Source organism: Fretibacterium fastidiosum, assembly GCF_964642095.1.
In the GTDB taxonomy this organism is placed as follows: domain Bacteria; phylum Synergistota; class Synergistia; order Synergistales; family Aminobacteriaceae; genus Fretibacterium; species Fretibacterium fastidiosum.
Window position 1 is genome coordinate 1,981,055 of record NZ_OZ209244.1, and the last position, 12,092, is coordinate 1,993,146.

Annotated in this window: 14 protein-coding genes; 10 read left to right on the forward strand and 4 right to left on the reverse strand. The window is 64.7% G+C overall.

Annotated elements, in window-relative coordinates; all coding sequences use genetic code 11:
* Positions 1-15 precede the first annotated feature (15 nt).
* Both ACK28C_RS08880 and ACK28C_RS08885 read right to left on the reverse strand, forming a co-directional pair.
* A complete protein-coding gene (locus ACK28C_RS08880; RefSeq protein WP_409152075.1) occupies positions 16-708 on the reverse strand; it encodes a cytochrome c biogenesis CcdA family protein in 693 nt (230 codons plus the stop codon).
* Between the two features lie 26 nt (positions 709-734).
* A complete protein-coding gene (locus ACK28C_RS08885; protein WP_208872682.1) occupies positions 735-959 on the reverse strand; it encodes a co-chaperone YbbN in 225 nt (74 codons plus the stop codon).
* A gap of 444 nt (positions 960-1,403) precedes the next feature.
* Here ACK28C_RS08885 and ACK28C_RS08890 point away from each other — a divergent pair, with 444 nt between their 5' ends.
* Positions 1,404-2,573: a hypothetical protein gene (locus ACK28C_RS08890; RefSeq protein WP_015556188.1), complete on the forward strand. Its 1,170-nt coding sequence runs from the start codon at positions 1,404-1,406 to the stop codon at positions 2,571-2,573.
* Between the two features lie 28 nt (positions 2,574-2,601).
* On the opposite strand, the gene ACK28C_RS08895 is transcribed toward ACK28C_RS08890, so the two are convergent.
* Both ACK28C_RS08895 and ACK28C_RS08900 read right to left on the reverse strand, forming a co-directional pair.
* The gene (locus ACK28C_RS08895; protein WP_015556187.1) at positions 2,602-3,168 is read right to left on the reverse strand and encodes a nitroreductase family protein; all 567 of its coding nucleotides are present in this window, start codon (positions 3,166-3,168) and stop codon (positions 2,602-2,604) included.
* 207 nt (positions 3,169-3,375) lie between these two features.
* The gene (locus ACK28C_RS08900) at positions 3,376-3,870 is read right to left on the reverse strand and encodes a VOC family protein (RefSeq protein WP_208872680.1); all 495 of its coding nucleotides are present in this window, start codon (positions 3,868-3,870) and stop codon (positions 3,376-3,378) included.
* 400 nt (positions 3,871-4,270) lie between these two features.
* Between ACK28C_RS08900 and fapR the strand changes: the two genes are divergently transcribed.
* The 9 genes from fapR (at position 4,271) to ACK28C_RS08945 (ending at position 11,974) form a co-directional block, all read left to right on the forward strand.
* Positions 4,271-4,822, forward strand: coding sequence for a transcription factor FapR (gene fapR, locus ACK28C_RS08905; protein WP_279369715.1), 552 nt, complete (start codon positions 4,271-4,273; stop codon positions 4,820-4,822).
* Between the two features lie 70 nt (positions 4,823-4,892).
* Positions 4,893-5,936 (forward strand): phosphate acyltransferase PlsX, encoded by a 1,044-nt coding sequence (gene plsX, locus ACK28C_RS08910; protein WP_208873965.1) that lies wholly within the window; start codon positions 4,893-4,895, stop codon positions 5,934-5,936.
* A gap of 10 nt (positions 5,937-5,946) precedes the next feature.
* A complete protein-coding gene (locus tag ACK28C_RS08915) occupies positions 5,947-6,900 on the forward strand; it encodes a nitronate monooxygenase (RefSeq protein ID WP_015556185.1) in 954 nt (317 codons plus the stop codon).
* A gap of 79 nt (positions 6,901-6,979) precedes the next feature.
* Positions 6,980-7,927: an ACP S-malonyltransferase gene (gene fabD, locus ACK28C_RS08920; RefSeq protein WP_015556184.1), complete on the forward strand. Its 948-nt coding sequence runs from the start codon at positions 6,980-6,982 to the stop codon at positions 7,925-7,927.
* Positions 7,927-8,667 carry a 3-oxoacyl-[acyl-carrier-protein] reductase gene (gene fabG / locus ACK28C_RS08925; RefSeq protein ID WP_015556183.1) on the forward strand — a complete coding sequence of 247 codons (741 nt, stop codon included), beginning with the start codon at positions 7,927-7,929 and terminating at the stop codon, positions 8,665-8,667. Before fabD ends, fabG begins: the two co-directional genes overlap by 1 nt.
* Before the next feature lie 38 nt (positions 8,668-8,705).
* Complete coding sequence (acpP, locus tag ACK28C_RS08930; RefSeq protein WP_015556182.1) at positions 8,706-8,957, forward strand: acyl carrier protein; 252 nt, start codon at positions 8,706-8,708, stop codon at positions 8,955-8,957.
* Between the two features lie 154 nt (positions 8,958-9,111).
* Positions 9,112-10,356 (forward strand): beta-ketoacyl-ACP synthase II, encoded by a 1,245-nt coding sequence (gene fabF, locus ACK28C_RS08935; protein WP_015556181.1) that lies wholly within the window; start codon positions 9,112-9,114, stop codon positions 10,354-10,356.
* Positions 10,356-11,111 (forward strand): ribonuclease III, encoded by a 756-nt coding sequence (gene rnc / locus ACK28C_RS08940; RefSeq protein WP_015556180.1) that lies wholly within the window; start codon positions 10,356-10,358, stop codon positions 11,109-11,111. The genes fabF and rnc overlap by 1 nt, the downstream gene beginning before the upstream one ends.
* Positions 11,108-11,974, forward strand: a complete 867-nt coding sequence (locus ACK28C_RS08945) for a hypothetical protein (protein ID WP_015556179.1) — start codon at positions 11,108-11,110, stop codon at positions 11,972-11,974. Before rnc ends, ACK28C_RS08945 begins: the two co-directional genes overlap by 4 nt.
* Positions 11,975-12,092: the final 118 nt, after the last annotated feature.

Below are 12,092 nucleotides of genomic sequence, written 5' to 3' on the forward strand. Positions count from 1 at the left end.
GTTTATGAGATGGTTTCAGGAGATCAGGAGCAGCATCTCCCGCGACAAATAGAGGCCCGCTGCGATCAGCGCGAGGCCGCACGTGACGTTCAGGGCGCGCAGGATGACGGTGCCGCGCTCGCTCTGCAGCCAGCGGGACGCCAACTGCGCAAAGGTCCCGGAGAGGACCAGCACGGCGCTGTACCCCAGCGCGTAGGCGACGATGAGCCCCGCGGCCGCGACCGGTTTTGTCGAGGCCTGGGACAGGGCGACGGAGAGCAGGGGAGAGATGTACCCGATGCTGCAGGGGCCGATGGCCAACCCGGATACGACGCCCAGCGTCAGCGCCCCGCGCAGGCCGCGGCGGTCCGTGCCGCCCGCCTTGTCCGCTCCGCCGTTGAAGGAAAAGAGGCGAATGTGGACGATCCCTATCAGGTGCAGCCCCATGAGGATGAACACCGCCGCGGTGACGAACGTCAGCAGGCGCTCATGCCCTCCCAGCAGGACCCCCACGCCCGAGGTGATGAGGGCCACCAGCAACAGGTTCAGCACGATGCCCACGCAGAAGACGCAGGATATCCTGAAGGCCTCCCACCGGCCGGGCTCCTCCGCGTTCGCGATGTAGCCCACCACCAGGGGGATGGCGGCGATGCCGCAGGGGCTGAGGATGACGCTGGCCATCCCCCACAGGAAGGCCCCCAGCCACTGCAGCGCGCCGCTTGAGAGCATCGCAGAAAAGATCGCATCGAGCATCGTTAGAGGTTGACACCCGCCTTCTTGAAGACCTCGACCACCTCGTCGAGGGACCGGTACCCCACCTCGGTGGCGACTTCCTTGCCGTTCGCGTCCAGGAAGATGAGCGTCGGAACGTAGCGGACGTTGTGCTGCTCCGCCGCCTCAGGGTGTTCCTCCAGGTAGACGTGCTCCGTCGCCAGCTTGCCGGCGTACTTGGCGTCGATCTCGTCCAAGACCTTGGACATTATGGAGCAGGTGGGTCAGGTGCGGGTGGAGAGCATCTTCAAGGTCGGCGTCCCCGCGGCAGAGGCGGGAACGGCTGCCAGGACGGCTGCCAGAACAGCGATAAACAGTGCTTTCATTATAGACACATCCTTTCGATCGTTCGGCCCCGCGGCCGTCGGCTTTTGCGCTCCCGGCCGCGAGGTCCGTTTTGTGAAAGCTATTTTACAGTGAGGCGGTTTTTGCGGTAAGGCGGGAAATGACGAACCCGGTGCTGGGGATTGAACGGACCCCGGCCTTGTGCGCCCCGTCCCTCTGGTGTAAGATAACGACGGCATGTACGCCGCGCAGGGCGCGAAATCGGGCTGGTTCGGAGGCCTCCATTGTGACGGTTGCTATCATTCCTGACGGCCTTTGCAGGGTTCTCCGCGCTTCCCTGGCGGCTAAATTAAGGGGAGGATTCTTTTATGGACGATAAGGGCGAGATCGTCAGCAGCCACGACGTGGACGACAACCTGTCCCTACAGATCTGGACGAAGGGGCACACGCCCCGCCTTGTCATCTTCAACAAGGCCAAGAATTCAAAGAAGCTGATTCGCCTCGGGTGGGTGGAGAAGCGGGACCGCAAGCTGGCCGTCAGCGGAAAGAAGCGCGGCGAGAGCGTGAACTACACCATTCAGGATTTTGAGCCGACGTTGCAGCGCATCCTGACGGAATACGCGGTCTACGCGAACTTCCGCATCAAGCTGTGGCGGTTCGCCGTGGAGCTGGAGAAGATCGTCAACGCGCCGGAGATCGTGACGGACAGCGGGGAGATGAACCTGCTGACCGAGGACAAGCGATCCTCGTTCTGGATCGCGGACTGCACGGGGCCGGACCGCAAGGCGGGCTTCTTCCGCCCCTTCTTTCCGGTCAGCGGGGCCGAGGCGGATGCGGTGGCCGGAGACCGGCTCCGCATCGCAGAGGGCAACCGCGGCGTTGAGGCTCTGCTGAAGACGGGGGTGCTGCGGGACCTGGCGAAGGCCAACCCAAAGCGATGGCACAATCCCGTCCGAGTCGTTGCGGCGGCGATGCTTCTGGGCTTCTCCTACTGCGAGGAGGACGGATCGGACTTCTCGGACGAGCTCTGGGGGGCGGGGGCCGAGGGCGGTGGAGAGGACGCCGCGGCGGCGGCCCTGACGGGGACGGTAAAGTTCACGCTGCGGGACCCCAGGCTTTTGGGCTTGGGCAGGAAGCTGGTGGCCTTCGTCCGACACTTTGACGCCGTGCCGCAGGTGGAGGTGTCGAACTCCGTGGACAGCGACAAGGAGCTTCAGGAGCAGGGCTTCGGCCGCACGCGGCGCCTCGAGTTCGGAGCGGGAACCATCGGCGACGTGCCGTACAAGGTGACGTTCTTCGAGCACGAAGACGGGCGCATCGCTCTGGGCTGTAAGCCCGAGGCCGCGACGCAGCGGCATAAGGGGGAGCTGGTCCTCACCCTGCCGGGTGACGTCTACCGGACGGCGCTGAAGCAGGACACCATGGGAGGGCCTGAGGACGACTTCTACACCACCACGCAGCTGGCCTGGGCCTGCCAGTTTAAGGAGTGGCTTGACAACATCACGCCCTACATTTCAAACTTTGCGGGCTTGATGTAGCCTCGCCCGAAGGGGGCCGAACGGGACTTCATGGAGGCGGCCTCTGGCTGTGGAGGACGCCTCCATGGAGGAGAGGCGAGTTTAGAAGGTGTCGTGGCGCGTCGTCGCCGAAAGCGGAAGGCGCTCGCCATGCTTTGGGGACGCTCGTTTCGTGAGGGTAGCCCATCGGCAGGATGGCGACCGGAATCACGTTCTCCGGCAGTGCGAAAGCCGACCGCACCTTCTGTGGGTCGAAGTGCCCCACCCACGTGGTCCCCAGGCCGAGGGCTGCGGCTTCAAGCATCATGTGGGTGGTGACGATGCTGGCGTCGACCTCCCCCATGTCCTTGTCGTCGTAGGGCCGCTTCCAGCTCACCGTGTCGTCGTAGCAGACGATCAGCGCGAGGGGCGCGGAGAAATGACAGGGCGTGCAGTCCTTCAGTTTGTCGAGGGCTTCTGCCGTGTCGAGCACCAGAATCCGCTGCGGCTGATTGTTGCAGGCGGTGGGGGCCAGCCTGCCGGCCTCCAGCACCGCGTCCAGCTTCTCGCTTTCGACCGCTTCAGACGTGAACTTCCGAACGGAATAGCGTTCCCTTGCCAACTTCAGAAAATCCATGATAACCCCTCCCGACAACTTTTCTAAAAATTTTACGACTCGTCGCGTCGTCTCCGCTATCCGTTGATTTCCTGGTCCCCTGTGAACCACACCTGTTTTTCCCGGCGTTTGCGGGCTTGTTCTGCGCCATGACGCTGGCGAAGGGCTGCGGCCGACATGGGGCCTCCGGATAGGCGGCCTCCTCATCCGTAAGTATGAAGTCCACGGCTACTCACTCAGTCCCCAGCAGCCTGAACAGGCATACTCAACTTTTGTCTTGGCGGCACCTCGGGGTAACCCGTCCTGGTGAGGATCCCGCAAGCTGGGATTGATTAATTCTGTAAATCTTAAAAGATATCCATCCGGGTCTTGTACTAAAAATTCTTTTTGAACAATATCTTCATCACCATTGCGGTAATGGCTTATACTCATCTGCCTAAATGGCTTAATTTGAAAACCTAAAATTCGTTTATACAGACCTTCCACATCAGAAACTGTCATTTCAAAATTCACTCCTCTCCCATAGGGATATTCAAGTTCGCCAACACTCCAATATCCATTATCTTGTTCAAACATCATTTGATTATCTTCCAATGAAAGAAAAATAAATTTATCTTCCGATCTTTCATATTCAATTACGAAGTTCAAAATATTTACATAGAAATCTTTAGTTCTCTCTATATCTGATACCACCAACTCTGGTATTAAAGAATTGAACTTCATAATAACCTCCATAAATCCCAATTTTATCTTACTGGCTATTTATAACATGCTACAGCCGCTAGGATTGACAATCCAACGCTTCTTCCTCCGCTGCATAAAAGATAACCTTAAGAGATTCTACTATAGTTTTAAAACTTGCTCGTCAATAAATTGCAGGAAAAGCACCGTGAGTATTGTATGCGCTAATATGACAGGGTGAAAAATGGAGTGTGAGGTATCGCTCAACCTGTAGATTGAGGGATGAACTCCCCCCTTGACGCCGTAGGACGTACCCCCTATACTTCTTTTAAAAGCAGATGTTAGTACCAGGTGCTAAATTACGGAGTGGTCTGCGGACCATTCCAGGATGGATGGACGGCGTTGCGAAGGGGAGGTGTTTGCGATCAGTTCCGGGAGAACGGTGGAGACGTCGAGAAAGCTTCGGCAGGAGCGTCTTTCGGCGATCCTGGAGGCCAACCCCATGACCACGGATCAGGAGCTGGCCGCGTCCCTTGGCGTGAGCCTGGGCACGGTGCGTCTGGACCGCGCCATGATGGGGGTGCCGGAGCTGCGGAAGCGCGTGCGCTCCATGGCGGAGCGGGCGAGCAGCCGGCTTCGCTCCCTCAACCCGAGCGAGATCGTGGGCGACCTCCTGGAGCTTGAGCCGAACCGGTGGGCCCTGTCCGTCCTGCGCACGGCGCGGGACATGGCCTTTCGCTTCACGAACATCGTTTGGGACCACTACATCTATTCTCAGGCCAGCTCCATCGCCGTGGCGGTCATTGAGTCCGCGGTCGTCATCGTGGACTCAATGCGGGGTGAGTACAAGGGGCACGCCCACGTGGGCGACACGCTCATCGCCCGCGCGAAGGTGGGAGTGAACCGCGAGGGGCGCCGCATCGTCAGCGTCCGCACCCGGGTGGGCGACAAGGAGATCTTCGTCGGCCGCTTCATCGTTGAGGTGTTGAGATGAGCGCGCGGGGACGGCGCTTGCTCCGCGGAGCGGCCAGACAGCTTGAGAGGACAATGCCTGAATGAAGAAGATGACCATAGCAGTGGATGCGATGGGGGGGGACAACGCCCCTCAGGCGATATGCGAGGGGGCAGCCCAGGCCTGTGCAGCGTTCGAGGACCTGGAGGTCGTCCTGACGGGGGATCGGGAGAGGCTGCTCCCCCTGGTGGAGGCCTCTCCTGCGGCGGTGCGGTCGCGGATAAGTATCCGGCACGCCGACGAGGTGATCGGGATGGACGAGCACCCCTCGGCGGCCATCCGCCGCAAGCGGAACTCGAGCCTGCGGGTCGCCATGGAGATGGTGCGGAGCGGGGAGGCGCAGAGCTGCGTCTCCGCCGGCAACACGGGGGCCATCGTGGCGGGGGGTGTGCTGGTGGTGGGACGCCTGCCGGGGATCGACCGTCCGGCGCTTGGGGCGCCGCTGCCCACCATCGAGCGCTGGACCTTCCTGCTGGACGTGGGCGCCACGGTGCGCTGCAAGCCCGTGAACCTCTATCAGTTCGCGCTGATGGGCAGCGTGTACGCAGAGAGGATCATGAAGGTGGAGGCCCCTGAGGTCCGGCTCCTGTCGAACGGCACGGAGGAGATCAAGGGGGACGAGTCCGTCTCCGGGGCGCGGGAGCTCCTGTCGAAGAGCCGGCTGAACTTCATGGGCTACACGGAGGGCGACGACATCGCCTGGGGCCGATCGGACGTCGTCGTCTGCGACGGCTTCATGGGGAACGTCGTCCTGAAGTTCGGCGAGGGGCTGATGTACGGGGCGAAGTCCATCATCTCCCAGGAGATGGGGCGCCGCATCCTGCCCAAGGTCGGGATGCTCTTCATGATCCCCATGGTGAAGTCGCTGTGGTCGCGCTTTAACTACGAAAAGTACGGCGGCACGCCACTTCTGGGGGTGAAGGGGGTCGTGATCAAGGCCCACGGCCGCTCCAGAGCGCCCGCCATCAAGGGTGCCATCTCCGCGGCCCGCCGGTTCATCGAGGAGGACGGGGTGGGGCAGATTCGAGCGGAGCTGGACACCGGAGCGGGGCCTCAGGGGGAGTCAAGGGGAGCGCAGGGCCAGGCTGAATATTGAGGTGACGTTTATGATCAGGAACAATCGAGTTTGTGAGCTGCTGGGGACGGAGTACCCGTTGATTCAGGGCGGTATGGCGTGGGTGGCCAACGCCAGCCTGGCGGCAGCCGTGAGCAACGCCGGAGGCGTGGGGCTCATCGCGGCCGGCGCGTCGCCCGCGGAGGTGCTGGAGCAGGAGATACTGAAGGCCAGGAGCCTGACGGACAAGCCCTTTGGGCTCAACATCATGCTGATGTCCCCGACGGCGCCGGACGCCCTTGAGCTGGCGGCGAAGCACCGCCTGCGCATCGTCGCGACGGGGGCGGGCAGCCCCGGAAAGGTCCTGGAGAGGCTGAAGCCTCTGGGCACCATCGTCATCCCGGTGATCGCCTCGGTGGCCCAGGCGAAGCGGGCGGAGAAGCAGGGCGCGGACGCCGTGGTGGCCGAGGGGACGGAAGCCGGAGGGCACATCGGCGAGTTGACGACGATGGTGCTGACGCCGCAGATCGCAAGCGCGGTGAAGATTCCCGTCATCGCCGCAGGGGGCATCGCGGACGGCCGCGGCGTGGCTGCGGCGTTCGCCCTGGGGGCGGAGGGCGTTCAGCTGGGCACCCGCTTCATCTGCTGCTCGGAGTGTACGGTACACCCCAACTACAAGCAGGCGGTGATCGACGCGCGGGACCGCAGCACGGCGGTCACGGGTCAGAGCCTGGGACACCCTGTGCGCTGTCTGCGCAACAGGCTGACGGCCGAATTCGAGAGGCTGGAGGCCGAGGGCGCGCCCGCGGAGGAGATCGAGAAGCTGGGGATGGGAAAGCTCCGGGCGGCCGTCGTGGACGGCGACACGGAGTGGGGCTCCCTGATGTCCGGCCAGAGCGCCGCGATGGTGAACGATGTCCTGCCCGCGCGGGAGATCGTGCGGGGCCTGTTCGACGAGGCCCGGAGGGTCCTGCACGGCATCCGGGACGCAGCGGGCGCGGAGTAGAGGATTTCGAGGACCAGGGACTTCAAGTTACCCCGCGCGCCATGGCGCCGCAGGGCAATGCGAGGAGGCGGTGTTATAGATGAAGTACGCACTTTGTTTCCCCGGTCAGGGGGCGCAGCAGGTGGGGATGGGCCAGGAGCTCTACAGGGCCTTTCCCTCCGCGAAGGCGGTCTTTGACGAGGCCGACGACGCCCTGTCCGCACACCTGACGAAGCTGATCTTTGAGGGGCCGGAGGGGGAGCTGACCCTGACAGCCAACGCCCAGCCCGCCATCATGACGGTGAGCGTCGCGGCCCTCTCCGTCCTGGAGAAGGAGATGGGCGTGGCGCTGAAGCCCGCCTGTGGGGCGGGGCACAGCCTGGGCGAGTACACGGCCCTGGTCGCTGCGGGGGTTCTGTCCTTCAGCGACGCCGTCCGGCTGGTGAACAAGCGCGGCCGGTGGATGCAGGAGGCCGCGCCCGAAGGCGTTGGCGCCATGGCGGCCATCCTGGGCCTGGGGTCGGACGAGGTGAAGGCCCTGTGCGCGGAAGCGGCGCCCGGAGGCGAGTGCCAGGCGGCGAACTTCAACTCGCCGGGGCAGGTGGTGATCTCCGGCGTCAAGGAGTTCGTGGAGAAGGCTGCCGCGGCCGCCAAGGCCAAAGGGGCCCGCAAGACCGTGATGCTGAACGTCAGCGCGCCCTTCCACAGCCGCCTGATGCTCCCCGCGGCGGAGAAGCTGAAGGAGGAGTTCGAGCGCTGTTCCTGGGCCGAACCGAAATGGCCCATCGTGGCCAACGTCAGCGCGAGCGCCGTCGTTTCGGCTGAGGAGATTCGGGACGCGCTTTACGAGCAGACCTTCAGCCCCGTGCTGTGGGAGAGCTCCGTGCTCTACATGGTGGATTACGGCGTGGACACGTTCCTGGAGCTGGGGCCCGGCGAGGTCCTTTGCGGGCTGATCAAGCGGTGCCGCAAGGGGCTGAAGCAGATGGCGGCCGGCGAGCCGGAGGCGCTTGAAGCCATGGCCACGGCCCTGCGGGAGGGCGCGTGATGGCGCGCCGGGTGGCCCTCGTCACAGGAGGGGGGCGGGGCATTGGCCGCGCGATCGTCCTGGAGCTTGCGCGGAACGGCTGCGACGTGGCGGTGAACTACGCAAAGAGCGCCGACGCGGCGGACGAGACCGCCCGCGCGGCGTCCGCTCTGGGCGTCCGCGCGGAGACCTTCGGCGCGGACGTCTCGGACCGCGCACAGGCGGAGGCCCTGTTCAAGGCCGTCCGGGAGGCCATGGGGCCCGTCGAGGTGCTGGTGAACAACGCCGGCATCACCCGTGACGGGCTCCTGGTCCGGATGAAGCCCGATGACTGGGACGCCGTGATCGCCGCGAACCTGAGTTCGGTGTTCTACTGCACGAAGGAGGCCGTCCGCGACATGGCGCGGGCCCGCTGGGGCCGCATCATCAACCTGGCCTCGGTGGTGGGGCTCATCGGCAACGCGGGACAGGCGAACTACAGTGCCTCGAAGGCGGGGCTCATCGGCTTCACGAAGTCCGTGGCGCGGGAGTACGCCGTGCGCGGCATCACGGTCAACGCCATCGCGCCGGGCTTTATCGACACCAGCATGACGGCGGTCCTCAAGGAGGACGTCAAGGCCGCGATCACCACGCAGATCCCGATGGGGGCCATCGGGACGCCCGATGATGTGGCCCGTGCCGCCGCGTTTTTTGCCTCGGAGGGAAGCTCGTACATCACAGGGCAGGTTTTGGCAGTTGACGGCGGCATGACGATGTGTTAGATATACAGCAATCGGTTTTACGGGGGGAGGTGAGCTGGATGAAGAAGGAAGAGGTTCTGGCCAGGCTGAAGGAGATCATCACGGACCGCCTGGATGTTGAGGAGGATCAGATCGTTCCGGAGGCGACGTTCGTCGAGGATCTTGGAGCGGACTCCCTGGACATTGTGGAGCTGATCATGGGCATCGAGGAGGAGTTCGATATCGAGATCCCCGATGAGGACGCCGAGAAGCTGACCTCGGTCGGCGAGGCTATGAATTACACGCTGGGCAAGATCGGCGTCGAGGAGTAGGCCTTTTGTGTCGGATGGGGGGAGGGCGAAGTCCTTCCCCCTTCGTGTCCATTGGCGGCCCCCGCGAGGGGGCCGAACGAAGAAGACGGCTTCCCCGGCTGGAGACAGCGCAGGCAGGGAAGAATATCGAGCATAGAGCAGGAGTGATCGCGCAATGAGCGCAACGAGAAGAGTGGTCGTGACGGGCCTCGGCCCCGTCAGCCCCATCGCCCTGGGTAAGGACGCCTACTGGAAGGCGCTTCGGGAGGGGAAGAACGGCATCGGCCCCATCACGACGTTCGACCTGGGGGACTGTCCCGTGACGTTTGGCGCCGAGATCAAGGACTTCGACCCCACCCTCTGGATGCCGGGCAAGGAGGCCAAACGGTCCGACCGCGTCATCCAGTTCGCCGTGGCCGCGGCCAGGATGGCCGTGGAGGACGCGAAGCTGGACACGAGCGCCATGGACCCCTATCGCCTCGGCGTCTACATCGGCACCGGCCAGGGCGGGATCGAGACGTCCTTCAACAACTTCAACACCATGCTGACCAAGGGCTCCCGGCGGGTCAGCCCCTACTTCATCCCCATGATGATCAGCAACATGTCCACGGCCTACGTGGCGATCGTCCTGGGCGCCAAGGGCCCGAACCTGTGCGTCGTCACGGCCTGCGCCACGTCACTGCACAGCATGGGGGAGGCCTATCACACCATCGTGCGCGACGACGCGGACGTGATCGTCGCGGGGGGGACGGAGGCCGCGCTGCGCACCATCAGCATCGCGGGCTTTGCCGCGATGAAGGCCCTCTCCACCCGCATGGATTCCCCGGAGACGGCCAGCCGGCCCTTTGACAGGGACCGGGACGGCTTCGTGATGGGGGAGGGGGCCGGAGTCGTGGTGCTGGAGGAGCTGGAGCACGCAAAGGCGCGCGGTGCCCACATCTACGGCGAACTCGTCGGCTACGGCACCTCCTGCGATGCCGGCCACATCACGGCGCCGGACCCGGAGGCGGAGGGCGCCGCCTACGCCACGCGGCACGCCATGAAGATGGCGGGCTGGCGGCCGGAGCAGGTGGACTACGTCAACGCGCACGGCACCTCCACGGGGCTGAACGACAAGATGGAGTCCTTCATGATCCACAAGGTCTTTGGGGAGCGCGCGAAGGACGTGACGGTGACGTCCACGAAGTCCATGATCGGGCACTGCCTCGGCGCGGCGGGAGGCCTCGAGGTCATCGCCTCCCTGCAGGCCATCGAGGAGAACTACATCCACCCGACCCTGAACTACACGACGCCGGACCCGGAGTGCGACATCACCCTGTCCACGGGCAGGGGCGTCGAGCGGAAGGTGGACCGGCTTCTGGTGAACAGCTTCGGCTTTGGCGGGCACAACGGCGTCCTGGCGTTTCAGCGCTGCGAGTGATGCCGGGGAGCGCGCTCCTGAGGGATATCCTTGACGCCGCCCTCTCCGAGCAGGAAAGGGCGCGCATAGAGGGGCGCGACCTCGCGGCGCTGCAGGCCGCCCTGGGGTACTCCTTTCGCGACGAGGGGCTCCTGGAGGAAGCGCTGTGCCACGCCTCCTTCGCCAACGAGCACGGGCTGGCCGTCAGCAACGAGCGGCTGGAGTTCCTGGGGGACTCCGTGCTGGGCTTTGTCGTGGCCCGCGCCCTCTACCGGCTCTATCCGGAGGCCAGGGAAGGCGACCTGACGCAGAAGCGCGCGGAACTCGTCTGCGGCCGCTCCCTTCGGGACCGCGCGCGGGAGCTGAACCTTCCGCCCCTGATCCTGCACGGACACTCCGTGAGGGACGAGGCGCTTCCCACCTCGATGTGCGAGGACGCGGTGGAGGCCCTTCTGGGCGCGGTCTGCCTGGACGGCGGCGTGCAGGCGGCGGAGGGCGTGATCGGACGGCTGTTCCTGCAGGAGGCAGAGGTGCGAGCCGAGACGGACGTCAGCCCCAAGTCGAGGCTTCAGACGTGGCTTCAGGCCCGCAGGATCCCCCTGCCGACCTACGAGCTGGTCTCCGTCACCGGCCCCTCCCACGCGCCGTCCTTTCGCGTTCGGCTCAGGGTGAACGGCGTCGAGCACACCGCCTGCGGCAGCACGCGCAAGGGCGCGGAGTCCGATGCAGCGGAGCGGGTACTCGAGGACCTCATGAGCCTGGAGGTCGGCGAATGAGGGGGCGCCCCCTCGTCCTCGCGGCGGCGCTCTTCCTCCTGTCGCTCCCCGCGCGCGCCGCCCTGGCGGACGAGCTGCCCATCGCCGTGACGCAGCCCTGGATCGCCCTGATCGTCTCCTTCCTGGGTGGCCCCAACGTCGCCGTCAAGCCCCTCCTGATCTGGAACGACGCGGGGGACTCCATTCGCGCCGAGGGTGGTCGGGCGCTGCGGAACCTGCCGACCGACGCCCGCATCGTCGCGTTGGACTCCGCGGACCTCACGGGGGCGGGATTGAAGGTCGGCGCCTACGGAAACCTGCGGACGCTCTACAACCCCTTCCCCATCCCCCCGGAGCGCTGGGACGCCTCGCTGCCGGACCCCTCCGTGATGCCCTTCGTCGCCCAGAGGGTGCTGACGGTGCTGGCGGACTGGGACCCTCAGAACTACCTGTACTACCAACGTCGCCTCGCGGAGTTTCAAGCCCGGCTGTCGAGCTCCGTCCTGGCCGGACGGCAGGTGCTGCGGGACGTGCGGGTCTGCGACCTCAGCGGAGCCAGCAGCGCGCTGCTTCGGGCCGCCGGGTGCCGCATGGAGCGACCGGACCTCCACCTGCTCGACAGCTGGAGTCGGGCCAGCCCCAAACAGCTTCAGGAGTTTTTGGAGGAGAGGATCGCCCAGGGCGTCGTCCTCGTGATGGACGGAGGGACGCCGCGCAACCTGCGGAGCTTTCTCGGAGGCCGAACGGAGGTCTTCAGCTTCGCCCGGCCGCCCCTGAACCAGGACTATCCGGCGTTCCTGAACGAGCAGTACATCTCCCTCTGGCAGAAGATCACGGCGAAGCCGCCCGCAGGCCGGAGGCCGGACGCGCCGCGCAGTCGGTAGGGCGGACCCGCGGGGCGGAACCTTCAAGGGGACGGCAGGGGCCGCCCCCTTTCTGCATCCAAATCTCCCGACGGCCTTTTTCTTATCGCCGATTGGGCGTATGATAGGCCTGTCGATT